We start from the raw sequence: 26,958 nt of genomic DNA on the forward strand, positions 1-26,958 counted from the left end.
CCGCCATGCCCATCGCTCGCTCACTCCCGTTGTCCTCGGGCGCACGTGCCGACCGCGTCGCATTGCCGCGCGCACCGCAGTTGTCGGCGCTGGGCACGGTGCTGTGTTTGTATCGTCCCGCGCTGGGCAATGAACTCGATGGCTGGCAGCACGCCGTCGATGCCGCCGCCTCGCGCCAGGTGGACAGTGATGGCGTGCGCGAAAGCATCTGGTTCTTCGGCGCCGACGGCCAATGTTGCTGGCGGCTGTATCTGTTGCCGGATAGCGATTTTTTGAGTTGGGATCGCCTGGTTTCGCGCCTGCCGCCACTGCCGGCGGAGACGCACGGCCTGGGCGTCGGCGAACGCTTATGGCGTCGTCTGGCCGGACGCCTGCGCGGTGAGAGCTGGCGCTTGAGCGCACTGCGCCTGCAGTCCACCGCCAACCGCCAGCAGTCGCTGGCCGCCAATCTTGCGACCGTGTCTGCGCTGGGTGCGGACGTCGCCGCGCGCCTGGCCCGCGAAGAAGGCATCGACGGACGTGTGGCAGTGGACGATTGCTGCTGCGCACGCGCTGCCGCCTCGCGCGCTGCGCAGGCCACCTCACGCGGTACCGATCCCACCGACATGACCACGTCGCTGCTGCGCCTGCGCCGCTGACGTTCCCACGACCACGACCGAGAATTCCGATGAGCCGATTGTTCCCGTATTTTCCTGCAGTGATGCTGAGCCTGTTACCGGTGGTCGCCACTGCGGCCGCAGAGCCCGAACGCGATCGCCAGAGCATTTTGGCGATGCAGGGCGAATACGCGGTGGATTTCGCCTTCGACGAAACCGTGTTGCTCAAGCCCGGTTACGAGCGCGCATCGGCGATGCGCAGCGCTGCCAACGAAGTGGTGATCGTGGTGGAAGACACGCCACACAAGATCGTGTTGCAACATTTGCTGGTGGATGAAAAGACCAAGCATGTGACCAAGCACTGGCGGCAGGATTGGGTCTACCAAGCGCCGCAGCGTTTTGAATTCAGCTCCGACCAGACCTGGCGGGTGCGCGCAGTGCCGGCGACGACGACTGCAGGTGCATGGACGCAATGCGTGTTCGAGGTGAGCGATGCGCCGCGTTATTGCGGCACCGGACGCTGGGACTACGCCGATGGCCACCCGACCTGGACCAGCGACCTGAGCTGGCGCCCGTTGCCGCGCCGCGAATACACCAAGCGCAGCGACTACAACGCGCTGTCGGTGATCAATCGCCACACGCTCACGCCTAACGGCTGGACGCACGAACAGTTCAACACCAAGGTGCTGCGCAAGCCCGATGGAAGCCAGCAGGCCATCGCACGTGAGTTCGGCTTCAATGATTACCGCAAGACCAGCGAGGTCGATTTTGCTCCGGCCTACGCCTACTGGAAGGGCACGCAAGGCTACTGGGCCAAGGTGCGCACGCGCTGGGCCGCATTCCTGGACACGCCACCGGGCCTGCATCTGAAAACCAAACCCGATGGCATGGCGATGATCATGCCGATGTTCGAACAGGCCGACACCGTGCAGAAGGGCAAGCCGGTCAAGGACGCGCAACTCGACGCGGTCTTCGCGCAGTGGGTAGAACCCGCGAATTAACCACCGGCTATCGTAGGAGCGCACCCGGGCGCGACGCGGCTTTCCTGGTAATGCCCATCGCACCCAGGTGCGCTCCTACGGGCAAGGCAGACGTTATTCCTTGAACATCAAAAACGCCGCTACCAGGATCAGGCCGAACGCGGCCCAGTGATTCCACTTCAACGACGTAAGGTCGAGAAGCTGGCAAACACCAACAACCTGATCACCTCGTGTCGAATTGATGAATGACGCACGAGAACGTCGTAGGAGCGCACCCGGGCGCGACGCGGCTTTCCTGGTAATGCCCGTCGCGCCTAGGTGCGCTCCTACGGGCAAGGCAGACGTTATTCCTTGAACATCAAAAACGCCGCTACCAGGATCAGCCCGAACGCGGCCCAATGATTCCACTTCAGCGACTGGCCCAGGTAGAAGGTCGAGAAGCCGGCGAATACCAGCAACGTGATCACTTCCTGCATGCCCTTGAGCTGCGGCGCTGAATACACCGCGCTGCCCATGCGGTTACCCGGGACCTGCAGGCAGTATTCGAAAAATGCGATACCCCAGCTGACCAGGATCGCGATCATCAGCGGCGTGCTTTTGTACTTCAGATGCCCGTACCAGGCGAAGGTCATGAACACGTTGCTGGCGAGCAGCAGCAGGATTGGGTACAGGTACGCAGTGAAGGCGGTCGTGGGCATGACGGCGGACGGCAGGAAAGGGGCCGGCAGCATAAGCCAGCGCCGTTAAGCGCACGCGACCGTTTCGATGCGCCGGGCGCAGACTAAGGCGGTCGGAAGCCTGTGCGAAATGCTGGTCTGCAGCAGGACCATGCAAAACGACTCCCCTTACGTCGCGGCTCCCACGCTCACCCTGCTAGCGCTGCATACCCCAGCGTCGCACGGTGAGCCGTTCGATGGCCTGGAACACTACGCCTTCCACCAGTAGGCCCAGTACGATCACCATGGCCAGGCCGGCGAACACCTTGTCGGTGTACAGCTCGTTGCGGTTCTGGAAGATGTACCAGCCCAGGCCGCCCTGGCCGGAGGTGGCGCCGAACACCAGCTCCGCTGCGATCAGGGTGCGCCAGGCGAACGCCCAACCGATCTTCAGGCCGGACAGGATCGCCGGCAGCGCGGCCGGGATCAGCAACTGCGCCACATAGCGTGGACCACGCAAGCCATAGTTGCGGCCGGCCATGCGCAGGGTCTCAGGCACCGCCTGGAAGCCGGCGTAGGTGGTCAGCGCCAGCGGCCACAGCACCGAATGCACCAGCACGAACACCAGGCTACCGGTGCCCAGCCCGAACCACAGCAAGGCCAGCGGCAGCAGCGCGATGGCTGGCAGCGGGTTGAACATCGCCGTCAGCGTGCCTAGCACATCGCGGCCCCAGCGCGTGGAGGCGGCCAGGGCGGTGAGCACGAAGGCCAGCACCACGCCGAGCACATAGCCCTGCGCCAGCACCTTTAGCGACGCACCTACGCGGCGCAGCAATTCGCCCGACAGCAACCCCTCAAAAAACGCGCGTGCGGTCTGCCATGCGCTGGGCAACATCAGATCGTCGCCGACCACGCGCGCGGCGATTTCCCACACCGCTACCAGCACCGCCAGCACCAGCGCCTTGCGCAGCCATGGCGGCGCCTGCCAGCGCGCGGGCGCCGCCGTGGCAATCAGCGCGGGGTCCAGCGGCTGGACGGCCAGCTCGTACTCGGCGCGCACCGGCGGGAGCCGCGGCAGCCTGGCGGCAGGACTGCGGCTCATGGCAGCGCCTCGCGTTGACGCATGGCCGGGCGACGCAAAGGCGCCACCTTGTCGTTGTCGAGCGTGGCGTCGGGCAGGTCGAACAGCAAGCGGTGAATGCGTTGCGCGGTCTGTTGAAACGCCACGCTGCCGGCGCTGTGCGGGCCAAATGCGTGCGCGTTGAGTTCGGCGCGTACCTGACCGGGATGCGGCGACAGCAGCAACACACGGTTGCCGACCACCAGCGCTTCTTCGATGGAGTGGGTGACAAACAACAGGGTGAAGCGCAATTGCTCCCACAGTTCCAGCACCTGCTCCTGCATGCGCGAGCGCGTCAGCGCGTCAAGCGCAGCGAACGGCTCGTCCATCAACAGCACACGCGGACGCATCGCCAGTGCACGTGCAATGGCAACGCGTTGCTTCATGCCACCGGACAAGGTGTGCGGGTAGGCCTCGGCAAACGCACTCAACCCGACCTGCGACAGACTTTCGTCGGCACGCTCGCGCGCTTCGGCGCGACTGAGCTTGCGCGCTGCGCGCAGGCCGAAGATCACGTTCTCGCGCACGGTCTTCCACGGTGCCAGTTGATCGAACTCCTGGAACACCACCACTCGATCCGGCCCCGGTCCGGTCACTGCACGCCCGTCCAGACGGATCTGTCCTTCGCGCGGACTGACGAAGCCGGCCACCGCCTTGAGCAAGGTGGACTTGCCGCATCCCGACGGCCCAAGCAGCACAAAACGATCGGCTTCATGCACATCAAAGCGCACCCGATGCGTCGCGCGCACCACGCGCTGCGCGGACGCGTATTCCAGGCTGACATGATCGACTTGCAGCAACGGTGTGCTCATCGCTCAGCTCCCGCCTGCAATCAGCGGATCATCGAAGAAGTAATCGCCCACCTTGGCAGGCGCCTGCTTGATCGCCCCGCTGTGCTGCATGAACTTGCCCAGTTTCAGCGTGTTCTGCGGCGCCACGGTGAACTGCACCTTGGGGTCCTTGAGAATCTGCAAGACCAATGCACGGTCGATGCTCGAACCGTTACGACGCAGGAAGATATCTGCCGCCTGTTCCGGATGCGCGGTGACGAATTTCGCCGCCTGATCCAGTGCGGCGACAAAGGCGCGATAGGTCTTGGGATTGTCGCGGCGGAATTTTTCGGTGGCGTACAACACCGTGGCCGACGACGGGCCGCCTTCGATGTCATAGGAGCTGGTCACGATATGCGCGGCCGGGTTGCGCGCCAGTTCCTGTTCCTGAAACGGCGGGCTGGCGAAATGCGCGGTGATTTCGGTGCGGCCACGGATGATCGCTGCGGCGGCATCCGGGTGCGGCAATGCCACCTGCAGTGGATCCAGCTGATGGGTGCCCTTGTCGCCCCAGCGTTGTTGCGAGGCATGTTGCAGAAACCGCGATTGCACCGACACGCCGGTGGCGGGCACCGCAATACGGTCCTGCGGCGTGAAGTCGCCGATGCTCTTGATGCGCGGGTTATTGCTGATCAGGTAATACGGAAAATTGCCCAGCGAGGCCACGCCACGCACATTCTGCCGACCACGCGTGCGGTCCCAGATGGTGAACAACGGCCCGACGCCTGCGCCTGCAATATCGATCGAACCGGTGAGCAAGGCATCGTTGACCGCCGCCCCGCCGGACAACTGCAGGAACTGCACATCGATGTCCACGCCAGCTGCCTTGCCTTGCTGCTCGATCAGTTTCTGGTCCTGTGCCACATCAAGTAGGAGATAGACGATGCCGAACTGTTTGGCGATGCGTAGCTTTCCTTCTGCCTGCGCGGTGGCGCTCAGCAGCAACGGCAGTGCTGCCAGCAGCAACACCGCGACGCGCCTTGAGACTGTGCGGCGCTGCGAAGGTGCGTGAGAAGTGACGGTCAAACGCATGCGGCGCTCCAGTCGAAAGGGGGAGGAGAGGACAGGCGCACGCTCAGAACGGCGCGTCGCCTTCGATGGTGGTGCGGTTGAGCCGGCGGCGCAGGTGGTCGGGCGTGCCGGCGGCCAAATGCATCACCGAGCGGTTGTCCCAGAACACCATGTCGTGCGCCTGCCATCGATGCCGGTACACCAATGCATCGCGGGTACTGTGTTCGAACAATGTCTGCAGCAACGCAGCACTTTCGTCGTCGGGCAAGCCGACGACACGGGTGGTGAAGTGCTCGCTGACGAACAGCGCTTTTTGCCCGGTTTCCGGATGCGTGCGCACGATGGGGTGCTGCACCGGTTTGACTTCGGCAATCTGTTCGGGGGTCAATGCCGGGCGCCACGGGTTGCGCGCGCGTAGCGCTTCGTACTTGGCGAGATAACTATGTTCGGCACGCAGGTCCTGCACGCGGCGCTTGAGCGGCTCGGGCAGCGTTTGCCAGGCCAGATGCTGATTGGCGAACAGTGTGTCGCCGCCGTCGCTGGGCAGTTCCTGCGCATGCAGCAGCGAGCCCAGGCTGGGCGTTTCCTTGTAGGACAGATCCGAGTGCCAGTAATGCCCGGCATCGCCCAGCCCGATCGGCTCGCCGTTCTCCTTGATGTTGGACACCACCAGTACTTCCGGATGCCCGCGCAGCTGGAAGTTGTGCAGCACATGGATCTGCAACGGCCCGAAACGACGGCTGAAATCCACCTGCTGCGCAGGCGTGATGCGTTGATCGCGGAACACCAGCACGTGATGGTCCAGATGTGCCTGATGGATGCGCGCAAAGGTGGCGGCATCCAGCGGCTGCGACAGATCCAGCCCGATGACTTCCGCACCCAGAGGCGCGTCGAATGGCACGATTCGCACGCCGGACGTCTGCACGGCGGCGGCATCGTTGCGCGGCGATTGCACGCGCGCTGCAGAACTCACGCTGGCCATGACGGTGGCACCTCGACGACAGCTAAAGGCCGCCCGAACGGCGACCGGACTGGTCACTCTAGGCAGTCGTGCCGCCGCTGCGAACGTACGATTGGCAAGGTGCTTATGCGCTGCAGGTATATGCGTTGCGACACAGGCGCTGCCGATCGCTGCCCAAGAAACAACGCTGCATGACAGTGGGTCATGCAGCGTATCTCGCGTCGCAGCACGCGGCCATTGGCCAGACACTCGGCCGCGTCTATGGCCGGCCTTACTCCGTGCGCAGCGCCAACGCAGGTGGTGTGGACAAAATGCGCCGGGTGCCCGACCAGCCCGCCAACAGGCTCAACGCCAGCCCGAATGCGCCGCCCAGCAGCAACCGCGGCCAATCCGGCGCAAGTGCGATGTCGAATGCCTGCTGCCCGACCACCGCGCCGATGACGGCGGCGGCCGTCACTGCCAGGCCCGCGGCCAGCAGCCCCAATGCGCCGAATTCCACCAACACCGCGCCACGCAGCTGCCCGCGGCGTGCGCCCAAGGTACGCAGCACCGCGCTGTCGTAGCGGCGCTCGCCTGCCGTGGCTTGCAACGCGGCCAGCAGTACCAGCACACCCGCCAGCAGGCTGAAGCCCATCACCAGTTGCACGGCTTGCGCCACCTGGTCGATCACCTCGCGCACGCGGCCGAGAATCGCGTCGATATCCAAGACCGAAATATTGGGGTAGTCGCGGCTCAGCGATGCCAGCTTGGGTGCATTGCCGGGTGGCAGATGAAAGGCAGAAATCAGGTTGTACGGCGCATCGCCCACCGCGCCCTGGTTGAGCAGCAGGAAGAAGTTGACCCGGAACGAATCCCAATCGGCCTTGCGGATGCTGGTGACGGTGAAGCTACGCTGCTGTTCGCCCAGCAACAAGGTGATGCGGTCGCCGAGCTTGAGCTGATAGCGCTGTGCCCAGCCTTCTTCCACCGATGCCTCGGCCTGTGTGCTGTCGGCGCTCCAGAATTTGCCTTGCAGCAAAGTGTTGGCCGGCGGAAACGCATGCCGCCAGGAAAAATTGACCGGGCGGTTGTCGCCGTCGCCATCGTCCTGCGGGTCGCGGTCGCCGCGCACCGGCGGCTTGTCGTTGATCGCGATCAGCCGCCCGGTGGAAAACGGCTCCACCGCCGCGTTGTCCACGCCCAGGCCGCGCAAGGTCTGCAGTACCGGCTCGGTCTGCTCGGGCTGGATGTTCATCAGGAAATAGTTGGGTGTATCCGCAGGCAAGCGGTCGCGCCATTGGCCAAGCAGGCCCGGGCCGACCACCGCCAGCAGCAACAGTGCGCACAGCGACAGCGACAGGCCGACCAACTGCACCACGCTCAACCCGCGTCGGCGCGTCAGCGAGGCCAGGCCCAGCTTCCAGGCCCCGCGCAGGCGGTGCTGGATCGGCCGTAACAACGTCAGCAATCCCAGCCCCAGCAGCATCGCCACCACCGCCAGCGCGGCCAGGCCGCCCAATACCCAGCCGGCCAGCACCAGGTTGCCGGTGGCGTACACGGTGAGCGCCAGCGTGGCGGCCAACGCGGCCGCATACACCAGCAACGAACTCGGCGGCACCGCGGCAAAGCTGCGGTTGAGCACGCGCATCGGCGGCACGTTACGCAGCCGCAGTAGCGGCGGCAGGCCGAAGCCCAGCAGCAGCACCAGGCCGATGCCTGCACCCGCCAGCGCAGGGGTGGCCTGCGGCAGCGGCAGCCGGTTCGGGATCAGGCTGCCCAGCGCCTGCACCAGGCCTTCCTGCGCCAGCATGCCTAAGCCAATGCCGACCAGGCAGGCCGGGATGGCGGTCAACAGCAATTGCAGCGACAGCATCGCCAGGATGTCGCGCTGTTTTGCGCCCAGGCAGCGCAGCACTGCCACGGTGTCGATGCGGCGCATCGCAAAGCGGTTGGCCGCCAGTGCGGTGGCCACGCCGGACAGCAACACCGCCAGCAACGCCGACAAGGCCAGGAAACGCCCGGCGCGATCGAACGCGGCGCGCATGCCGCGCTGGGTGTCTTCGATGCCGACCAGGCGGTACTCGCTGGCGCGGGGCTTGAGCCACGCGCGCAGGTCGGCGATCGCGTTCGGCGCACCGGCAAACATCAACCGGTATGAGGCGCGACTGCCCGGGCCCAGCAGGCCGGCGCCCTCGATGTCGGTGCGGTTGACCAGCAGCGGTGGCGACAGCTGCATCAATTCGCCGGAGGCATCCGGCTCGGCGCGCAGCACGCCGGTAATGGTCAGATGGCCGGCGCCGAACTCCAGCTGTTCGCCTACGTGCAGGCCGAGGGCTTCCAGCAGGCGCGGATCGGCATAGGCCTGGCCCGGCGGCGGTGCGGTGGCAGGGCTGCCTTCCGGGTCGCTACTGCCTTTGGAGACCAGCAACTGACCGCGCAGCGGATAGCCGGGCCCCACGCCGCGGATGTTGGCCATCTGGCTGGCCTCGCCATGAAACAACACGCTCGGGAAGCTGACCATGCGCGTGCTTTGCAGCCCACGTCGCTGCGCCTCGTCGGTGAAGTTGGCCGGGATCTCCTGGCGTCCGGTGACACCCAGATCGCCGCCCAGCACTTCGGCCGCGCTGGAGGTCAGCGCCAGGGTCACCCGGTCCACCAGGGTCCCCACCGCAGTCATCACCGCCACGCCCAGCACCAACGCGGCGAACACGGTCAGCAGGTCGCCTGCCAGGAATTCCCGTCGTACCGCACGTGCGGCCTGCCGCAGTACGTTCATGCGGTCGGACCGGTCTGTGCGTGCAGGCGGCCGCTGTCGATGCGGTAGATGTGATGGCAGCGCTGCGCCAGGGTCATGTCGTGGGTCACCAGCACCAGGGTGGTGTCGCTGGTGGCGTTGAGCGCGAACAACAGGTCGCTGATCTGCGCGCCGGTGGTTTGGTCCAGGCTACCGGTAGGCTCGTCGGCAAACAGGATGCGCGGCTTGGCCACGAACGCGCGCGCCAGCGCCACACGCTGTTGCTCGCCGCCGGACAGCTGGCGCGGGTAATGCCGCGCACGTGCGCTCAGGCCGACTGCCTCCAGCACCTCACGCACCCGCGCCGGATCTTCGCGCCCGGCCAGTTCCAGCGGCAGCGCGATGTTTTCTTCGGCGGTGAGCGCCGGCAATAGATGAAAGCTCTGGAACACAAAGCCGACCTCGCGGGCGCGCAAGGCCGCGCGCGCTTCTTCGTCGAGCTGGCCCAGGTCCTGGCCAGACAGCGCAATGCTGCCGCGGGTGGGCAGGTCCAGCCCGGCGAGCAGGCCGAGCATGGTGGTCTTGCCCGAACCGGACGCCCCAACGATGGCGATGCTGTCGCCTTCACTGACCGTCAAGCTGACGTTGTCGAGGATGTGGAGTGTTCCCTCCGGTCCACTGACGGATTTGCCGACCTCGCGGACGTCGATGGCGGTGCGGGTGCTGGAGCGGGGGGCCAGACTGTCGATGAGGAATCTCCGAATGCGTGAAAGAACACTGCGATATGGCGCGCTGGCCCTGTGGCTGCTGACACTGTCCCTGCTTGCGCCGGGAATTGCCTCTGCCAAAAGTCCGGCTGCGACCGCACCGATCCTGGTGGTCGGCGACAGCCTCAGCGCTGCGCACAACATCCCGGTGCAGTCCGGCTGGGTCACCTTGCTGGACCAACGCCTGAAACGTGACATGGCGACGCCACCGCCGGTCGTCAATGCCAGCATCAGCGGCGAGACCACATCGGGCGCGCTGACCCGGTTGCCTGGCCTGCTGCAAAAGCACCACCCCGGCGTCGTGGTGATCGAATTGGGTGGCAACGATGCCCTGCGCGGGCTGACCCCGGCCCAGCTCAAGGGCAACCTGGAAAAGATGATCCAGCTCAGCCAGCAGGCCGGCGCCAAGGTACTGTTGCTGGGCATCGATGTGCCGCCGAACTACGGACCGGCCTACCGCGAGCGCCTGAAAGCCACTTACGCCGACCTGTCTAAACAATACAAAACCGCGTTGGTGCCGTTCTTCCTGGAGAAGGTCGCATTACAGCCCGGCTTGATGCAGGCCGACGGCCTGCATCCGACCGCGGCGGCGCAGCCCAAGGTGCTGGAAACGGTGTGGCCTGCGCTGCGCCCGCTGCTGGCGCGCTGAACTAGGCGCGTCATGTAACGTTATTTGGTCTTCACATGCTTTCCACCGCCGATCCGGCATGTTTCACAAAGCTGAAGACCGAGGAAAGTCCATGCGTCAGACCAAGGAAACGTCCGGCCTCGTGCTGGTCGTCGAAGACAACCGCAATATCTCCGAAATGATCGGCGAGTACCTGGAAGGCCGTGGCTTCGAGGTCGACTATGCGCAGGACGGACTGGACGGTTACCGTCTGGCCGCCGAGAACAGCTACGACGTGGTCGTGCTGGACCTCATGCTGCCACGCCTGGACGGGATCGAAGTGTGCCGCCGTCTGCGTAACGACGCACGCAAGTCCACTCCGGTGCTGATGCTGACCGCCCGCGACACGCTGGACGACAAGCTCACCGGCCTGGGTTTTGGCGCCGACGATTACCTGACAAAGCCGTTCGCGATTCAGGAACTGGAAGCGCGCCTGCGTGCGCTGATCCGCCGCGAGCGTCGTCAGGTGGGCTCGGAAGTGCTCAAGGTCGCCGACCTGGTGCTCGACCCGGTGAGCATGCGCGCCACTCGTGCCGGCACCGAGCTGCAGCTCTCGCCGATCGGTCTGCGCCTGCTCACCATCCTGATGCGCGAATCGCCGCGCGTGGTGACCCGCCAGGAAATCGAGCGCGAGATCTGGGGCAATGGGTTGCCGGATTCGGACACCCTGCGCAGCCATCTGTACAACCTGCGCAAGATCATCGACAAGCCGTTCGACCGCCCGCTGCTGCATACCGTGCAGAGCGCCGGCTATCGCATTGCCGACATCGCCCAACCGATGGCCTGATGTCGCCGGCCGGCTGCCGACTGGCGGCCGGCCGCTCCTGTAGGCGCACACGCGCCGCTCGTTCTCCCGTGCTGCCGTTTGGCTGCACGACGGACTCACGGAAGCGTTGCCTATAATCCGGCGCTCTCCCCTGGATGCAGCAATGCCACACGGGCTCCCGCGAAAAATACGTCTCGCCTTCCTGCTGCAGGTCGCGCTGGCGAGCTTGGCGATTGTGCTGGGCGGGTATCTGATTTCCTTCGTGATCAAGTACAGCCTGGTGCGCACCGTGCTCGCCGATGAGGCAGTGCACTTCTGGCGCATGCAGCGCAGCGCGCCGGATCATCCGCCGCCGGATACGCGCAATATTCAAGGGTATTTCTCGCCGGCCGGTACCGGCCGCGACACCGCGCCGCGCGTGCTGCAGCGGTTGTCGCCCGGCTTTAGCGAAGTGGCCGCAGCCGATGCGCTGGTGTATGTCGATCAACGCCCCGAAGGCCGGTTGTATCTGGTGTTTCCGCGCGCGCGCGCGGCCCACCTGACGCTGTGGTTTGGCGTGGTGCCGGCGATCGTGGTGCTGTTGGGAATCTACGGGGTGTCCTGGTTTACGTACCGGGTTTCCAAGCGCCTGGTGTCGCCGATCAGCTGGCTGGCGCGGCGCGTTTCGCAGTGGGATCCACGCAACCCCGATGTAGACGAACTGGCACCCGAGCGGCTGCCTGCGGAACTGCAGGGCGAAACGCGGCAATTGGCTGCGGCCTTGCACACGCTCGGGCAAAAGGTCAGCGACCATGTCGCGCGCGAGCGCAACTTCACCCGCGATGCCAGTCATGAATTGCGCACGCCGTTGACGGTGATTCGTGTGGCCAGCGACATGGCGCTGGCCGACGACGAGCTGTCGCAACGCACCCAGCGCAGCCTGCGCCGCATCCAGCGTGCCGGCCGCGACATGGAAGCGGTGATCGACGCGTTCCTGATCCTGGCGCGCGAAGCGGAGATCGATCCGCAAAGCGAGACCTTCGATGCGGCCGAACTGGCGGGCGAAGAAGTCGAAAGCGCCCGCGAGTTACTCGGCGACAAGCCGGTATCGCTGCGGATGATCGGCGACGGCAGCCTGCAGATGTTCGCGCCGCCGCGGGTGATGCGGGTGGTGCTCAGCAATCTGCTGCGCAACGCCTGCGCCTACACAGACACCGGTAGCATCGAAGTGGAAGTCAGCCAGGACCGCATTGTGGTGCGCGATACCGGCATCGGCATGAGCGAAGAGGCGCGCGCGCGCGCGTTCGAGCCGTTCTTTCGTGCCGACCCTACGCGCCCGCAGGGCACCGGTCTGGGCTTGTCGATCGTACGGCGTCTTTGCGACCGCTTCGGTTGGCGGATCGAGCTGCACAGCGAGGCAGGTCTAGGGACCTCGGTGGCGGTAGTGGTGGCGTAGGTCGGTTGGTGCTTGCCAGGCGCGTTGTCGCCGTTCGATAGCGTCGGCATGAGCTGTTCCACCAGATCGCTTCGCTGATCCTTATTTTTGCTCCAACACCGGCGCCACGGCCTTGCGCCAGAGGGCATAGCCGTCTGCGGTCATGTGCAGCATGTCCTCGCGAAACAGCGCAGGGCGCGGCTTGCCATTGGCATCGAGCATGGGCGTATAGACATCCACAAAATCCACGCGCGGCAGCGGCGCAAGTGCGTTCTTGATCAGTCGATTGGCGGCGATGACCGATGGCAGCAACTGCGCACGCGAGGGACTGGGTTTGATCGACAGATAACTGATGCGCGTATCGGGCAGGTCGCGCCGAATGCGCGCAACGAACGCCACCACGTCATCGCGGACCTGCTCGGGCGTGCGGCCGCTGTTGAGATCGTTATCGCCGGCATACAGCAGCACCTGGCGTGGCGCATACGGAATCACGATGCGGTCGGCGTACCAGGTGCTGTCGCGCACCTCCGAGCCGCCGAAGCCGCGATTGATCACCGGTTTGCCGGGGAAATCCTGCGCCAGCGTGTCCCAGAAGCGGATCGACGAACTACCGACAAACACGATGCCATGCTTGGGCGGCGGCTGGCGCGCATCGTTGGCGGCAAAGCGCTGCATATCGTCTTCCCAGGCCGCATTGGACACCTGCGCGGGCACCGTAGGCGCGGCGTGTGGGGCCTGATGGGCCTGCGCGATGGCCTGGCTGGACAGCAGTGCGAGGGTGCACAGCAGTGTGCGCAAGACGCGTCGAGTCATACGGAAACCTGCAGTGAGAGAGCGGGCTGCCCATGGTGCAGCAGTCTGCAAGCTGAGGGCAAACCGGGCCGTGGCTGGCGATGCGCGGCGTCACGGTGCAAGATTCGCACTTTCCCCAGCAGCGATCATGCCATGCGTTCTTCTTGTCCTCTGATGTGCCCTCGCGGCAGGAAGCACTGACGCATGGCCGATCAATTGGGACACGTGCCGCGCGGACCGCGCCGCATGCTCAAGGCTGCGATCTGGTCGTGGCAGGGCTTACGTGCAGCCTGGCTGCATGAATCCTCATTCCGGCTGGAAGTCTGCCTGGCCGTGGTGATGGCGCCGTTGGGCATCTGGCTCGGCCAGTCGCCGCTGGAACGCATCGCGCTGATCGCGCCGTTGTTGATCGTGTTGGCCGCCGAGCTGTTGAATTCGGCCATCGAAGCGGTGATCGAACGCTATGGCCCCGAGCACCACGTGCTCGCCGGCCGCGCCAAGGACATGGGGTCGGCAGCGGTGTTTCTGCTGCTGATCAATGTGCTGTTGTGCTGGGGGTTGATTCTGCTGCCGCGGGTGTTTTGAAACGGGTGCGATCTTGACGGGCATCGGGTCGCACGCCACATCCTGATCAATCACGCAGACGCGCAGACGCACCACCGCCTGGCGATCCTGCGTCGGCAGCCGCGCGCTGCTGTGCTCGGCAGGGATGGGCACGTCTTGCTCGACCATGCGTGCGCCACGTGTTGCTCCAACACACGACATTCGCACCTTGCGTTTGGTGCACTCAGGGTGGATCGGGGCGTGAGTTCGCGCGGCACGCATGGCCTGTCAATGTGCGGCACCACGCGTCGGCCGGCTCGCCTCAGGGTGCGAGCACCGTCGCCATGGACCGCAGATCGACGTCGTTGCTCATCACAGACTGCCGATCGTTTCGGGGCGCACTACCCCTCGCACGCCTGGCAGGCGCATGTGCATGCGAGTTTGACTTGGCGCGTGGCATGCTGCGGCTCTCTTTCAACGGAATCGCCTGCATGTCTGTCCTGATGCGTGCCCTGGTATTGCTGCTCCTGACCGCCTCGCTGTCGGGGTGCGGGTACAACGCGATCCAGCAAAAGGAAGAGGGCGTCAAAGCCGGTTGGTCGGAAGTCCTCAACCAGTACCAGCGCCGTGCCGACCTGATTCCCAACCTGGTACGCACCGTGCAGGGCTATGCGCAGCAGGAGCGTCAGGTGCTGACCGAAGTCACCAATGCGCGCGCACGCGTTGGGCAGATTCAGGTCAATGCCGACGATGAAGCCTCGCTCAAGAGTTTTCAGCAGGCGCAGGGCGAACTGGGCAGTGCGCTGTCGCGGTTGCTGGTGGTCAGCGAAAACTACCCACAGCTCAAGTCCGACCAGTCGTTCCGCGATCTGCAGGTGCAGCTGGAAGGTACCGAGAATCGCATCACCGTGGCCCGTGGCCGTTATATCCAGACCGTGCAGGACTACAACACCTATATCCGCTCGTTTCCGCAGGTGATCACCGCCAAGATCTTCGGCTACCAGCCCAAGCCGAATTTCAGCGTGGAGAACGAAGCGCAGATTTCGCGCGCGCCGCAGGTGGACTTCGGCAATCAGCAAGCGCCTCAGCAACAACCGCCACAGCCGCAGCCGGCACAGTAGATACATGCACCTGCGCAGTCTCAACTACTGCGCGGTGTGCTGCACGGCATGTCGAGGCAATCGCTACGTGTGCGATGGCAAGCAACCTATCGCCTGCGTGATCAACCAACGTTCAAATGCGCGGCATCAAGCCCCTCTCTCCTCGGGAGAGGGGTGGGGTGAGGGTACGGGACGAATCCGTCGTGTAACGACACTGCACGTAGCTTCGCTCGTTCCTCCATTTTCCCCCCTTCGGGGCACCTTCTCCGCAGGGAGAAGGGAAAGCCAAGAGCAGCCAACACAACGACTGTGCTCACCACCAGGCGGGCGCGGCCGGTGCTTGGTGCGGCATGTGCCACTCGTACACTCCGGTTCTGAGCGTGCCGTCCATATCCACCTGACGACTGCTCTCTACGTTGTGTGAGCCACGCTAAGTGTCAGTGCTGATTCACTGTTAGTAATTATCAAGGAGTTGGTAATGCGGAAAACGCACATGTGGGTGTTTTGGATCATGGCGCTACTGCTGCTGCCCGCCTCGGTGCTGGCGCAGGATCCTGCAGACATCCCTCCACTGCGCTCGCCGGTGGTCGATGTCACCGGCACCTTGGATGCGGCTCAGCTCCAGCAACTTGAGCAGCAGGCGCTGGCATTGCAGCAACGCAAGGGCGCGCAGCTGCAGATCCTGATCGTTGCGACCACCCAGCCGGAGACGATCGAGCAATACACCCAGCGCGTGTTCGATCAATGGAAGATCGGGCGCAAGGGCGTGGACGATGGCGTGCTGCTGCTGGTGGCCAAGGACGATCGCCGCGTGCGCATCCAGCCCGGTTATGGCCTGGAAGGCGCCATCCCCGACATCGTGGCCAACCGGATCATCCAGGAGTATCTGGCGCCGAGGTTCCGCGAGGGCGACTACGGCGGCGGTATCCGCGATGCGACCGCGACGCTGGCGGGCCTGATTGAAGGAGAAGCTCTCCCGGAACCGGTCAGCGGGCACGCCGATGGTGGCGGCAATGGGGCAGGTGGGGGCGGCTGGATCATGGCGCTGTTTATCGGCTTTGTGGTCGCGATGGTGGCGCGCGGCATCCTCGGCGCCCTGCCGCGTCCGCTGCGCGCCGTACTGACCGGCGTCGCGGCCGGGGGTGCCGCCTTGCTGTTTACCTCGTTGCTGTTCGCCAGCGCCGGTGCAGCTGTCATCGGTCTGTTGGCGGGCCTGGTCTCCGGCTCGCCGGGGCGCTTTGTCGGCGGCGGTGGCTGGGGCGGTGGTGGATTCGGAGGATTCGGGGGCGGTGGCCGTGGTGGTTTTGGCGGTGGCGGCTGGGGCGGCGGCGGTGGATCATCGGGAGGCGGTGGCGCCTCGGGGAGCTGGTAATGCGGTGGCTCAAGCATCTTTTTGCGCCGTCGGCGCAACGCAGGTTTCCGACCAGTTGCATGGATGCGATCACGGCGGCGGTGGCCGCCAGCGAGCGCAGCCACACCGGCCAGATCATGGTGGCGGTCGAAGCGGACCTGCCGCTCGGGGCGCTGTGGAGCGCACACACCGCTCGCCAGCGCGCCGATCAGGCGTTCGCGCAGCTGCGCACCTGGGACACCGAAGCCAATAACGGAGTGCTGATCTATCTGTTGCTGGCCGACCACGCCATCGAAGTGGTTGCCGACCGCGGCTTGCGCAGCCAGGTGCCGGAGGCGCAGTGGGAGGAAGTGTGCCGGCGCATGCAGCAGTTCCTGCGCGAGCGCCAGTACGAGGTGGCCGTCCTGGCGGGGATCGAAGCGGTGACCGAGCTGCTGGTCGAGCATTTCCCGCGCGGCGCGGAAATGCAGCATGAAGACGAGCTGCCCGATCGGCCCCAGCTCTTAGGCTGAAGGCGTGCGAGGTGTCAGAATAGACGCCTCGCTTTTTTGTGATACGCGGTCCGCATGATCTATCTGCACGCCATCGACCCCATCGCCTTCTCGCTTGGCCCGGTGCAGGTGCACTGGTACGGCTTGATGTATCTGGCCGCTTTCTTCTCGGCCTGGGCGCTGGGCCGCTCGCGCATCCTGCGCGGCCGTCTGCCCGGCGTGGACATGGACGGTTTTTCCGACCTGTTGTTCTACGGCATGCTCGGCGTGGTGCTGGGCGGGCGCATCGGCTACATGCTGTTTTATGCGTTCGAGACCTTTCTGGCCAATCCGCTGATCCTGTTCAAGGTGTGGGAAGGCGGCATGAGCTTCCACGGTGGGCTGCTGGGCGTGTTGATCGCCTGCTGGCTGTGGGCGCGCAAGCATCGCCTGCACTTCTTCGACGTGATGGATTTTGTCGCGCCGTTGGTGCCGTTGGGCCTTGGTTTCGGGAGGCTCGGCAATTTTGTCGGCGGCGAGTTGTGGGGCAAGTTCACGCAGGCCGGCTGGGGCGTGATCTTCCCGCATGCGCCGGAACTGGCCGATATCGCACCAGCGCAGATTCACGCGCAGTACGCCGCCGGCGCATTGGATCGGTTCGCGCGTCACCCGTCGCAGCTGTATGAAGCCGCGTTGGAAGGCGTGGTGATGTTTGTCGTGTTGTGGGCGTTCTCGATGAAGCCGCGCGCGCGCTATGCGGTGTCGGGGCTGTTTGCGCTGCTGTATGGCGTGTTCCGCTTCATCGTGGAATTCGTGCGTGTGCCGGATGCGCCGATCGGCTATCTGGCCTTCAACTGGCTGACGATGGGCCAGATTCTGAGCTTGCCGTTGATCGCGGTGGGCCTGGTCTTGCTGGCGATGTCGCGCCGCGCGCCGGTGTTGCAGCCGGTGGTGCCGACCGCCGTAACGGTGGAGGCGGCGAAGTGAAGCCGTATCTGGATCTGCTGCAGCATGTGCTGGAACACGGCGCCGAAAAGTCTGACCGCACCGGTACCGGCACGCGCAGCGTGTTCGGCTGGCAGATGCGCTTCGATCTCACTGCCGGCTTTCCGCTGGTCACCACCAAGAAGCTGCATCTGCGCTCGATCATCCACGAGCTGCTGTGGTTTTTGCAGGGCGATACCAACATCGGGTATCTGAAAGACAACCAGGTGCGCATCTGGGACGAATGGGCCGACGACAATGGCGACCTTGGCCCGGTGTACGGCAAGCAGTGGCGGCGCTGGACCGGCCCGGACGGCGTCGAGATCGACCAGATGCAGTGGCTGGTCGATGAGATCAAACGTAACCCGGATTCGCGCCGGCTGGTGATCAGCGCCTGGAACGTCGGCGAGCTGCCGCAGATGGCATTGATGCCATGCCACAGCCTGTTCCAGTTCTATGTGGTCGACGGCAAACTCAGTTGCCAGCTCTACCAGCGCAGTGGCGACATCTTTCTGGGCGTGCCGTTCAATATTGCCAGTTACGCGCTGCTGACCCATCTGGTGGCGCAGGCCACCGGCCTGGGCGTGGGCGATTTCGTGCACACGCTGGGCGATGCGCATCTGTATTCGAATCACTTCGAACAGGCGCGCGAGCAACTGACGCGTACCCCGCGCGCATTGCCGACCTTGCGCCTGAATCCCGAGGTCACCGACCTGTTCGCGTTCCGCTTCGAGGACATCGCGATCGAAGGCTACGACCCGCATCCGGCGATCAAGGCGCCGGTGGCGGTCTAGTAATCACGTCATCAAGGAGGAGCGTATGCAGAGGCGTTTGCTGGTTTTCATCGGCTTGATCGGGCTGGCGTCGACGAATGCAGTGGCGTTCGCCGAAACCATGCGTGGTCCGGCCGGTCGCCTGCAGTTGCCCGATGGTGTGACTGCGACGGTCGTGCCGTCCAATCCGACGCATCCGAATGTCGACGCCAGCGCGATCATCACGCTGACCAACGTGCAGCCCGGTGCGATCGTGCCGGTCACGATTGAAATGAGTTGCCCACCGGCAATCGGTCAACTGAATTCTGCCAAGGGCATGGAGCGATTGGCCGCCGTGACGTTTCAGTTGGACAAGAATCTGAAACGTGAAAAGGCCGAGTGGGTCGAACTCGATGCGCAGCAGACTTACCGCACCGATGCCTCGCGTGCCGATGGCACGCGGCTGACGCAGTGGCTGGTGCCCTTGGGTACCTCGTTTGCCTGGATCAAATTCGACAGGCCGGGCGCAGCGCCACTGCAGCAGGACGTGCTGGATGCCATCTCCGGGATCAAACTCCTGTGCGGTTCTATGGCTGAAAACAAGAAGGTCCAGTGATGTTGAAGCTTTCGCTCGTCGTGGCGCTGGACCGCAACAACGCCATTGGGCGCGATAACGATCTGCCGTGGAAATTGCCGGACGATCTCAAGCGCTTCAAGGCGTTGACGATGGGCAAGCCGATCCTGATGGGGCGCAAGACAGCGCAATCGCTCGGGCGCGCATTGCCGGGGCGTTTGAACCTGGTGCTGACGCGCTCGGGGCAGGTGCCGTTCGAGGGCATGCAGGCGGTGGCGTCGGTCGATCAGGCGATCGAACGTGCCGAGCAGGAGGGCGCGCAGGAGTTATGCGTGATCGGCGGCGGCGAGGTATATCGCCTGACGATGGCGCGTGCCGACGTGCTGGCGGTGACCGAGGTCGACACCGCGGTGGATGGGGCCGATACGCACTTTCCACCGATCGATCCGGCGGTATGGGTGCCAGCGCATCGCCAGATGCACGCGGCCGATGACCGCCATGCGTTTGCGTTTTCCTTTGTGGATTACCTGCGTCGCTGAGCCGGCAAGGACGCAGCGCGCGATCAGCGCGCCCGATTCCATACAACTAAGCGCGCCGCTAAAGAAAAACCTAGCGAGCGGCTGCCCGGTGACCGTGGATGGCGCACCGGAGGGCAGCGTACGCGTGGCACATGCCGGTCCGAGCACCGGCTGCGCCCGCATGGGGGCGCAGCCGGTTGGTGAGTCGCTCTTACTCGGGAACGACGCCACCCTGTGGCTGTGGCTTGGCCGGTGCAGCCGTGCCGCTACCCGCATTTCCCGCGTTGTTGCCGCCACCGCCATTGCCGCCACCATTGCCACGACCGCGGCCACGCCCGCGCGGGCGGCCCTGACCTTCGCGTGGACGCCGTGGAGCATTCGCGGCAGGTGTGGTCGGGGCAGTGACTTCGCGCCCCGGCACCTGCACCACGCGCAATTCGTCGGTATCCAGTTGCAGGGCGGTGAGCTTGCCGCCCCACACCGCACCGGTATCGATGGCATGCACGCCCTGGGTAATCGTCAATCCCAGCGCGGACCAATGCCCGCACACGATCTTCAGATCGCGCTCGACCCGGCCCGGCACCTCGAACCACGGGTAGAGTCCTTGTGCCTGCGTGCCCGGCGTGCCCTTGTCGTCGGTCGCGATTCGACCGCGCGGGGTGCAATAGCGCATGCGCGTGAACAGGTTGATGATCGCGCGGCTGCGGTCGTACCCGCTCAGGCCCGGCGACCATCCCGGCTGATCGCCGTACATGTTGCGCAACAGCTTGCGATAGCCGCCGCCTTGCAGCTGCTGTTCGACTTCGCGCGCATGCTTTTCGGCCAGCTGCGTGGTCCACTTCGGCGCCAGCCCGGCGTGGACCATCATCCAGCCCAGCTCGCGGTCCACGTGGGCCAGCTTCTGCAGACGCAGCCAGTCCAGCAGCACGTCGCGGTCCTCGGCCAGCACGACGCGCTGCAGATCCGGATTGACCTTGCGCTGCTCTTCCTCCGAGCGCGCACCGATCGCCAGCAGCGACAGATCGTGATTGCCCAGCACCACCACGCTGTGCGCGCGCAGCGAATGCACCAGCCGCAGCGTTTCCAGCGATTGCCCGCCGCGGTTGACCAGATCGCCGCAGAACCACAGCGTGTCCTGTGCGGGGTCGAAATTGATCTTTTCCAGCAACCGCTGGGTAATGTCGTAGCACCCTTGCAGGTCGCCAATTGCCCAGACGCTCATCGCGTGCGCTCCATCAATCCAGCAGTCATCAGTGCAGCGTCCTGGGTACGCTCAGCACGAAGGCGGCGATCGGGGCGGTGAATTCGGTGCCATCGTCGGCCACCATGTCGTAGTGACCTTGCATCTGTCCCTGCTCGGTTTCCAGCAGCACACCGGAGGTGTAATGAAAGGCTTCGCCGGGGCGCAGCCATGGCTGCTCGCCGACCACGCCTTCGCCATCCACCTGCTCGGTGCGGCCGTTGGCGTCGGTGATCTGCCAATGGCGCGCGATCAGGCGTGCAGGCACGGCGCCCGCGTTGTGGATGCGGATGCTGTAGGCGAAGGCATAGCGGCCTTCTTCCGGGGTCGATTGATGAGCGAGGAAGCGCGGCGACACCTCGACCTCGACCCGATAGCGCGGATCATCTTGCATGGGAAAAGTCTAAATAAAACGGTGTGGGAGCGGCGCTCAAGCCAGCTCGACATTGGCCAGCCGAATGAAATCGGCGACCTCGAGTTGTTCGGCGCGGGCATCCGGACGCACGCCGGCTGCCTCGAAATGCGCGGGTTCGCAGACGGTGGACATGGCATTGCGCAGGGTCTTGCGGCGCTGCCCGAAGCCGGCGCGCACCACATCGGCGAAACGACGTCGGTCGTTGATCATCACCGTGGCCGGGTCGCGCGGCACCAGCCGCACCACCGCCGAGTCCACTTTCGGTGGCGGCCGGAACGCGCCAGGCGGCACCACGAACAGTGCGTTGACCTCGCAGTACGCCTGCAGCATCACGCTGAGCCGGCCGTAGACCTTGCTGCCGGGACCGGCGGCCATGCGGTCGACCACTTCCTTCTGCAGCATGAAGTGCATGTCGGCCACCGCAGCGGCATGGTCCAGCGCATGGAACAGGATCGGCGAGGAGATGTTGTAAGGCAGGTTGCCGACCAACCGGATCGGCGTGCCGTTGGCCAGTTCGGTGAAATCCACGCTGAGCACGTCGCGATGGATGATGCTCAGTTCGCCGATCGGTGCAGCGGCCTCGGTCAACGGTGCGATCAGGTCGCGATCGAACTCGATTACCGTCAACGCGCCATGCTTGCGCAGCAGCGGGAAGGTGATCGCGCCCTGACCGGGGCCGATTTCGACCAGGTGCTGGCCGGCGCGCGGGTCCACCGCCTGGACGATCCGGTCGATGTAATACCGGTCGGCAAGGAAGTGCTGGCCAAGCGACTTCTTGGCCGGTGCGCTGAAGGAATAATTCATGCGCGCAGTTTAACGGAGCCGGCGGCTGCACGCGGTGTCGGTGCTGCGCGTCCAGGCTGTCACAGTAAGGTAGGACGCTCATAACCTGCGGCGATCGCGCAGGTGGAGCGCGCGCTTAGCCGCGTGCCGCCAAGCGTGCGCACAACGCGGTTGCCGCCATCAGGCTGGATGGATCGGCGATGCCGCGTCCGGCCAGTTCCAGTGCGGTGCCGTGATCCACCGCCACGCGCGGGTAGGGCAGGCCCAGGGTGATGTTCACCGCCTGCTCGAAACCGCTGTACTTGAGCACCGGCAGGCCCTGGTCGTGGTACATCGCCACCACCGCGTCGAAGCCGCTCAGTTTCTGTGGCAGGAATGCAGTGTCCGCCGGCAACGGGCCGATCAGCTGCATGCCTTCGCCGCGCAGCTGCCCCAGCAACGGGATGATGATGTCCAGTTCTTCGCGGCCCAGGTGGCCGTCTTCGCCCGCGTGGGGATTGAGGCCGAGCACGGCGATACGTGGGTGCTCCAGGCCGAAGTCGCGACGCATCGCGGCGTGGGTGATGCGCAGGCAGCGCGCAACGGCGTCGGCGGTGATCGCATCGGCCACTGCACGCAGCGGCAGGTGTGTGGTCACCAGTGCCACGCGCACGATGCTGTTGGCCAGCATCATCACCACCGGGCAGTCGGCCTGTTCGGCCAGCAATTCGGTGGTGCCGGTGTAGGCGATCCCGCCGGCGTTGATGACTGCCTTGTGCACCGGGCCGGTCACGATGCCTTGCCGTCGGCCGGCAAGACAGTCGCCGGCAGCGGTAAGCAGGCCGGCAATGACGGCCGCTGCATTGGCCGGGTCGGCAATGCCGAAGCGGGTCGGGACGGGCTGGCGAATCGGAAACAGCGGTAGGTCGCCCGGCATCCGTGCCGGCTGATCGGGGTCGAGCAGGCGCACAGACAAAGACAGCGCCTTTGCGGCGCTGTTCAGGGTGTCGGGATCGGCATATGCAACCAGCTGTGCATCGGAGCGCGGCTGCTGGGCGAGCCGGATGCACAGCTCCGGCCCAATCCCGGCCGGCTCGCCTGGCACCAGCGCGAGCGACGGGACCATCATCGACTCAGCGCGCCGGCTGTGCCGGCGGCGGGGTCGGGGCAGCGGGTTCTGCCGACTTGGTCGGCTCGGCGGTGGCATTGCCGTCGGCACGATCGCCGGTGCGGTAGCTCACATAAGCCTCGCCACGCAGTTCCTGCAGGTAGCGGTTGTATTCCTCTTCCAGCTTGCGACGGCCGATCGTTTCACGGACCTGGGCACGCTGGTTTTCGGCACTGACGTCGGTCTGGCGGCTGCCGACGCGTTGCACGACATGCCAACCGGCCTGCGTGCGGAACGGCTCGGACACGGCGCCATCGGCCAAGCCCTCAACCTGCTTGCCGAAATCCGGGCCGAACGCATCGGCCGGGAACCAACCCAGGTCGCCACCCTGGCCGCGGCTGTTGGTGTCCTCGGAGGACTCCTTGGCTGTCGCCTGGAAATCAGCTCCGCCGGCAACGCGGGCGCGCAGCGTGTCGATCTTGGCCTTGGCCTGCGCGTCGGTCTGGTTGTCACCGATGCGAACCAGGATGTGGCGCGCGTTGTACTCGGTAACCATCTTCTTTTCGCCGCCGGCATTGGCGTCGCGCATTTCCACCAGCTTGAGCAGCTGGAAGCCGCTTGGGCCACGCAGCGGGCCGGCTACCTGGCCAGGCTGCATGTCGCGGATCAGCTGGGCAAATGCGTTGGGGATTTCGTCCAGGCTGCGCCAGCCCAGGTCGCCGCCTTCCAGTGCATTCGGGCTATCCGAATAACGCACCGCTGCGGCGGAGAAGTCCAACTCGCCCTTGTCGATCAAGGCCTTGACGCCATCGACCTTCTTTTGACCGGTGGCGATCTGGTCGGCGTTCGCGCCTTCCGGCAAGCCCACCAGAATATGCGCCAGGTGGTACTGGCTACCGGTCGTGGCCTGCTGGGCCAGTGCGGTATCCACCTCGCCTTCGCTCACGCTGATACGGCTCTGCGCAAAGCTCTGGCGCAGGCGCTGCACGATGATTTCGTCGCGCACCGAGGCGCGGAAATCGCCATAGGCCATGCCGTCGGCGGCCAGCTTCTGGCGCAAACCATCCACGGTGGTGCCGTTCTGCTGGGCGATGCTGGCAACGGCGCGGTTGAGTTCCTCGTCGCTGACGCGGATGCCGCTGCCGTCGGCACGGCCGATCTGCAGCTTGACCAGCACCAGGCGCTCGAGCACCTGCCGCTGCAAGACATCGTCCGGCGGCAGCTGGTTTTCACGACCGGCGTACTGCGACTTGACGTTGCGCACAGCGCGATCGAGCTCGCTCTGCAGCACCACGTCTTCGTCCACGATAGCGGCGATACGATCCAGCGGCTGGGATTGCTGCGCCGATGCCACCGGCGAGACCGTGCTGGTGATTACCAGCAACGAGGCAAGAAGAACAGAGAAAGGCTTGGTCATGGAATCAGGTTCGGATCGTAATCGTCCGGATTGGTCGTGGTGTTGCTGGGCGGGACCAGGTACAGGTCGTCGCGGTAATAGCCGAGAATAGCACGGCGCAAAGTGCGGTCCGTGTTCTGGCCAAACGAGCTCAAGCCCTTGAGCACGAACTCGAACTGGATGGAGTTGTCCATCTCGCCGTCGCGGTTACGCACGAACCGGCGTACCAGCGCGCGCACTGCCAGGCAGCAGCTGTCCCACTGCACGCCGCCGATGATTTCCAGCGGTGTGCGGTCCAGCAGCGAGTAGTAGTAGCGACCGACCGCACTCCAGGTGGGATTGATCGGATACAGGAACGAGAAGTCGGCCTGCTTGAGCTGGTCGCTGTTGTCGATGAGGTTGCGACGGTAGCGGTAGGCGAGGTTGATGATGCCGTCGTTGTTGAGCAAATAGCGGGTGCGCAGGCTGGCAAGATCTTCCTTGCGCGAGTTCGGGTTCCACTGATACGTGGCGCCCATCGACCAGCGGTCGTTGATCATGTAGTTGGCATCGGCCACCCAGGCGGACTTGCCCTGCTCGATGGGCTGCTCGCTGCCGGCAGCGGAATTGGTGCTGTTGTTGATGGTGACCAGCGAGTCGTTGAAGTACAGGATCTGGCCAGCGCTCAGCGACAGTTTCTCGCGGCCGTCGTCCTGACGCAGCCAACGCGACGTCACCGCCAGGGTCAGCTGGTTGGCATCGTTCTGACGGTCGGCGCCGGTATAGCGGCTGTCGCGGAACAGCTGGCCATAGCTGAAGGTAAACGGACGGGTGTCGAAGACCGGCAGGTCGTCCTGGTCGCGGTAGGGCACGTACAGGTAGTACATGCGCGGTTCCAGCGTATTGAGATAGTTGGTGCCGAACAACGAGGTCTCGCGATCGAAATACAGGCCGGCGTCCAGCGAAGCGATCGGCAGGCTGCGCGTGGGCGAACGGTCGCCGGTCAGTGGCGCAGTGTTGGCCAAGGTCGAGTCCAACTGGTAGGCGGTGTAACGCCATGCAACCGTCGGCGTCACGAACCAGGCCGCACCCGACAACGGCATCGAGATGTAGGGTTTGACGTCCAGGCGCGAGCCGCTGCCATAGTCAAAGTTACGGATATTGGTCCGGACGTATTCGTCGCCGTTGTTGTTGTTATTGCCGTTGGTGTTCGGGACGACGTCCACCTGGTACGAATCGTCATGCGTAAACCGCACCGCCTCGGCATAAACACCGGCTTCGAAAATGCCGAACGGCTTTTCCCAGGTGAAAAAGGCACGCGGTTGCCGGTTATAGGGCAGGGCTCGCTCGTCCAGGGTGTAGTCGGTCAGCTGCCAGCGGTCGGCCATCAGGCCGGCGGTCCAGGTTTCGCCGGTGCCGTAAATCCCGATGGTGCTCTGCAGGCTGGACGCCGAGCCCATGCCGTTCAAGCGGCTGGTGAAGTCTTCCACATAGCGGGTGTCGCTGACCCAGGAAATGCTGCTGCGGGCCTGCCAATGGCTGTTGACGTTGTGGTAGCCGCTATAGAAAACGCTGCCACGGTCCTTCTCGCGCAACTTGTCGTTGGGCAGGTAGTTGCCGGTGATTTCGCCGCGACCACCGTCGTACAGATACCGGAACTCGGTGCCGAACATGAAACCACGCTTGCTCATGTAGCGCGGCAACAAGGTGGCGTCGTAATTGGGCGCCAGATTCAGGTAGATCGGCTGCAGGTAGTCAAACCCGTTACGCCCGGACAGGCCGAACTGCGGAAATAGCAGGCCGGTCTGGCGACGGTCGTCGATCGGGAACTTGAACCACGGGAAGTACAGCACCGGCACCTTGCCGATCTGCAGCACGGCGTTACGCGCGGTGCCGAAGCCTTCTTCGTTGTCGACGTCGATCTCGGGCGCGCGCACCCGCCAGATCGGCTGCGAGGGATCGCAGGTGGTGTAGGTCGAGCGATGCATCTGGCCGACCTGGCCCTGCAGGTCCACCGATTCCGCCACGCCATTGCCGCGGCGGTCCACCATCTGATACTGGATGTTGGAGACCTTGTGGGCGTCGGTGTCCTGATTGCCCTCGGCGCGGTCGGCGACCATGCGGAAGGAAGTGTCCTGGTAGCGGACATTGCCTTCGGCGATGTAGTTGCCGGTCTCGGTATCCATGCGCAGGTTGTCCGCGCCCAGGAACTGGTCGCCGCGCTTGAGCGCCACGTTGCCCTGGTACTGCGGAGTGGTGCTGGTGCCGGACAGCTGGTCGCCTTCGATGTCGGTCGGCAGCTGCTGGCGCATTTCGGCAGCCTTGGGGTCGGCGGCGGGCGCGCCATCGAAACCAGGCAGCGGGTCCACGGCCGGGCACAGTCCCCAATTCAACGGCTTGTCGGCAGCCATGGCCGGAAGGCAGATGGCGATGCTCAAGGGCAGGGGCAGCAGGCGGAGAACTCGGCGCACGCGTGGATTCAACCAGTAAAAT

Annotated in this window: 27 protein-coding genes and 1 other RNA gene; 14 read left to right on the plus strand and 14 right to left on the minus strand. The window is 64.8% G+C overall.

Going from position 1 to position 26,958, the window contains the following annotated elements; genetic code table 11:
• Nucleotides 1-5: 5 nt before the first annotated feature.
• Together ACZZ0O_RS10580 and ACZZ0O_RS10585 are read left to right on the plus strand one after the other, a co-directional pair.
• Nucleotides 6-638 (plus strand): Hemin transport protein, encoded by a 633-nt coding sequence (locus tag ACZZ0O_RS10580; protein ID WP_463590748.1) that lies wholly within the window; start codon nt 6-8, stop codon nt 636-638.
• Nucleotides 639-667: 29 nt separating this feature from the next.
• Nucleotides 668-1,597, plus strand: a complete 930-nt coding sequence (locus tag ACZZ0O_RS10585; protein ID WP_463590749.1) for a DUF6607 family protein — start codon at nt 668-670, stop codon at nt 1,595-1,597.
• 323 nt (nt 1,598-1,920) lie between these two features.
• On the opposite strand, the gene ACZZ0O_RS10590 is transcribed toward ACZZ0O_RS10585, so the two are convergent.
• The 7 genes from ACZZ0O_RS10590 to ACZZ0O_RS10620 all read right to left on the minus strand — a co-directional run bounded on the left by ACZZ0O_RS10590 (nt 1,921) and on the right by ACZZ0O_RS10620 (nt 9,505).
• Nucleotides 1,921-2,274 carry a DMT family protein gene (locus ACZZ0O_RS10590; protein WP_055851451.1) on the minus strand — a complete coding sequence of 118 codons (354 nt, stop codon included), beginning with the start codon at nt 2,272-2,274 and terminating at the stop codon, nt 1,921-1,923.
• A 175-nt stretch (nt 2,275-2,449) separates the two neighbouring features.
• Nucleotides 2,450-3,334, minus strand: a complete 885-nt coding sequence (locus tag ACZZ0O_RS10595; protein ID WP_115553063.1) for an ABC transporter permease — start codon at nt 3,332-3,334, stop codon at nt 2,450-2,452.
• The gene (locus ACZZ0O_RS10600) at nt 3,331-4,164 is read right to left on the minus strand and encodes an ABC transporter ATP-binding protein (RefSeq protein ID WP_115553064.1); all 834 of its coding nucleotides are present in this window, start codon (nt 4,162-4,164) and stop codon (nt 3,331-3,333) included. Before ACZZ0O_RS10600 ends, ACZZ0O_RS10595 begins: the two co-directional genes overlap by 4 nt.
• Before the next feature lie 3 nt (nt 4,165-4,167).
• Nucleotides 4,168-5,214 (minus strand): ABC transporter substrate-binding protein, encoded by a 1,047-nt coding sequence (locus tag ACZZ0O_RS10605; protein WP_115527133.1) that lies wholly within the window; start codon nt 5,212-5,214, stop codon nt 4,168-4,170.
• A gap of 43 nt (nt 5,215-5,257) precedes the next feature.
• Nucleotides 5,258-6,175, minus strand: a complete 918-nt coding sequence (locus ACZZ0O_RS10610) for a TauD/TfdA dioxygenase family protein (protein WP_463590750.1) — start codon at nt 6,173-6,175, stop codon at nt 5,258-5,260.
• Between the two features lie 250 nt (nt 6,176-6,425).
• Nucleotides 6,426-8,909 (minus strand): ABC transporter permease, encoded by a 2,484-nt coding sequence (locus tag ACZZ0O_RS10615; RefSeq protein WP_463590751.1) that lies wholly within the window; start codon nt 8,907-8,909, stop codon nt 6,426-6,428.
• On the minus strand, nt 8,906-9,505 hold the full coding sequence (locus ACZZ0O_RS10620; RefSeq protein WP_463590752.1) for an ABC transporter ATP-binding protein: 600 nt from the start codon (nt 9,503-9,505) through the stop codon (nt 8,906-8,908). The genes ACZZ0O_RS10615 and ACZZ0O_RS10620 overlap by 4 nt, the downstream gene beginning before the upstream one ends.
• Nucleotides 9,506-9,614: 109 nt before the next feature.
• Here ACZZ0O_RS10620 and ACZZ0O_RS10625 point away from each other — a divergent pair, with 109 nt between their 5' ends.
• From ACZZ0O_RS10625 to ACZZ0O_RS10635, 3 genes are all read left to right on the plus strand, one after another.
• Nucleotides 9,615-10,283 carry an arylesterase gene (locus tag ACZZ0O_RS10625; RefSeq protein WP_323515199.1) on the plus strand — a complete coding sequence of 223 codons (669 nt, stop codon included), beginning with the start codon at nt 9,615-9,617 and terminating at the stop codon, nt 10,281-10,283.
• A 91-nt stretch (nt 10,284-10,374) separates the two neighbouring features.
• Entirely contained in the window at nt 10,375-11,088 is a 714-nt protein-coding gene (locus ACZZ0O_RS10630) for a response regulator transcription factor (protein ID WP_002811889.1), read from the plus strand.
• Nucleotides 11,089-11,230: 142 nt separating this feature from the next.
• Entirely contained in the window at nt 11,231-12,502 is a 1,272-nt protein-coding gene (locus ACZZ0O_RS10635; protein ID WP_115553068.1) for a sensor histidine kinase, read from the plus strand.
• An 81-nt stretch (nt 12,503-12,583) separates the two neighbouring features.
• Here ACZZ0O_RS10635 and ACZZ0O_RS10640 read toward each other — a convergent pair whose 3' ends face one another.
• Complete coding sequence (locus ACZZ0O_RS10640) at nt 12,584-13,294, minus strand: SGNH/GDSL hydrolase family protein (RefSeq protein WP_463590753.1); 711 nt, start codon at nt 13,292-13,294, stop codon at nt 12,584-12,586.
• A 183-nt stretch (nt 13,295-13,477) separates the two neighbouring features.
• On the opposite strand from ACZZ0O_RS10640, the gene ACZZ0O_RS10645 reads away from it, so the two are divergent.
• The 9 genes from ACZZ0O_RS10645 to ACZZ0O_RS10685 all read left to right on the plus strand — a co-directional run bounded on the left by ACZZ0O_RS10645 (nt 13,478) and on the right by ACZZ0O_RS10685 (nt 19,586).
• The gene (locus ACZZ0O_RS10645) at nt 13,478-13,858 is read left to right on the plus strand and encodes a diacylglycerol kinase (protein WP_055851088.1); all 381 of its coding nucleotides are present in this window, start codon (nt 13,478-13,480) and stop codon (nt 13,856-13,858) included.
• A 449-nt stretch (nt 13,859-14,307) separates the two neighbouring features.
• A complete protein-coding gene (locus ACZZ0O_RS10650) occupies nt 14,308-14,937 on the plus strand; it encodes a LemA family protein (RefSeq protein WP_463590754.1) in 630 nt (209 codons plus the stop codon).
• A 329-nt stretch (nt 14,938-15,266) separates the two neighbouring features.
• A non-coding RNA gene (locus ACZZ0O_RS10655) (sX9 sRNA) lies at nt 15,267-15,343 on the plus strand.
• A gap of 51 nt (nt 15,344-15,394) precedes the next feature.
• On the plus strand, nt 15,395-16,288 hold the full coding sequence (locus ACZZ0O_RS10660; protein ID WP_463590755.1) for a TPM domain-containing protein: 894 nt from the start codon (nt 15,395-15,397) through the stop codon (nt 16,286-16,288).
• The gene (locus ACZZ0O_RS10665; RefSeq protein ID WP_463590756.1) at nt 16,288-16,779 is read left to right on the plus strand and encodes a TPM domain-containing protein; all 492 of its coding nucleotides are present in this window, start codon (nt 16,288-16,290) and stop codon (nt 16,777-16,779) included. The genes ACZZ0O_RS10660 and ACZZ0O_RS10665 overlap by 1 nt, the downstream gene beginning before the upstream one ends.
• Nucleotides 16,780-16,833: 54 nt before the next feature.
• The gene (lgt, locus tag ACZZ0O_RS10670) at nt 16,834-17,724 is read left to right on the plus strand and encodes a prolipoprotein diacylglyceryl transferase (RefSeq protein WP_055851103.1); all 891 of its coding nucleotides are present in this window, start codon (nt 16,834-16,836) and stop codon (nt 17,722-17,724) included.
• Nucleotides 17,721-18,515, plus strand: a complete 795-nt coding sequence (locus ACZZ0O_RS10675; RefSeq protein ID WP_115558879.1) for a thymidylate synthase — start codon at nt 17,721-17,723, stop codon at nt 18,513-18,515. The genes lgt and ACZZ0O_RS10675 overlap by 4 nt, the downstream gene beginning before the upstream one ends.
• A gap of 25 nt (nt 18,516-18,540) precedes the next feature.
• The gene (locus ACZZ0O_RS10680; protein WP_463590757.1) at nt 18,541-19,089 is read left to right on the plus strand and encodes a hypothetical protein; all 549 of its coding nucleotides are present in this window, start codon (nt 18,541-18,543) and stop codon (nt 19,087-19,089) included.
• A 2-nt stretch (nt 19,090-19,091) separates the two neighbouring features.
• Nucleotides 19,092-19,586, plus strand: a complete 495-nt coding sequence (locus ACZZ0O_RS10685; protein ID WP_463592439.1) for a dihydrofolate reductase — start codon at nt 19,092-19,094, stop codon at nt 19,584-19,586.
• Nucleotides 19,587-19,776: 190 nt separating this feature from the next.
• Here ACZZ0O_RS10685 and ACZZ0O_RS10690 read toward each other — a convergent pair whose 3' ends face one another.
• From ACZZ0O_RS10690 to lptD, 6 genes are all read right to left on the minus strand, one after another.
• On the minus strand, nt 19,777-20,787 hold the full coding sequence (locus ACZZ0O_RS10690) for a symmetrical bis(5'-nucleosyl)-tetraphosphatase (RefSeq protein WP_463590758.1): 1,011 nt from the start codon (nt 20,785-20,787) through the stop codon (nt 19,777-19,779).
• A gap of 28 nt (nt 20,788-20,815) precedes the next feature.
• The gene (gene apaG / locus ACZZ0O_RS10695; RefSeq protein WP_046964432.1) at nt 20,816-21,199 is read right to left on the minus strand and encodes a Co2+/Mg2+ efflux protein ApaG; all 384 of its coding nucleotides are present in this window, start codon (nt 21,197-21,199) and stop codon (nt 20,816-20,818) included.
• A 36-nt stretch (nt 21,200-21,235) separates the two neighbouring features.
• Entirely contained in the window at nt 21,236-22,024 is a 789-nt protein-coding gene (gene rsmA, locus ACZZ0O_RS10700; RefSeq protein ID WP_323538802.1) for a 16S rRNA (adenine(1518)-N(6)/adenine(1519)-N(6))-dimethyltransferase RsmA, read from the minus strand.
• Nucleotides 22,025-22,139: 115 nt separating this feature from the next.
• A complete protein-coding gene (pdxA, locus tag ACZZ0O_RS10705) occupies nt 22,140-23,111 on the minus strand; it encodes a 4-hydroxythreonine-4-phosphate dehydrogenase PdxA (RefSeq protein ID WP_463590759.1) in 972 nt (323 codons plus the stop codon).
• 4 nt (nt 23,112-23,115) lie between these two features.
• Complete coding sequence (locus ACZZ0O_RS10710; protein ID WP_115512467.1) at nt 23,116-24,507, minus strand: peptidylprolyl isomerase; 1,392 nt, start codon at nt 24,505-24,507, stop codon at nt 23,116-23,118.
• Entirely contained in the window at nt 24,504-26,936 is a 2,433-nt protein-coding gene (lptD, locus tag ACZZ0O_RS10715; RefSeq protein ID WP_463590760.1) for an LPS-assembly protein LptD, read from the minus strand. Before lptD ends, ACZZ0O_RS10710 begins: the two co-directional genes overlap by 4 nt.
• Nucleotides 26,937-26,958: the final 22 nt, after the last annotated feature.

The organism is Xanthomonas sp. AC360 (assembly GCF_979258225.1).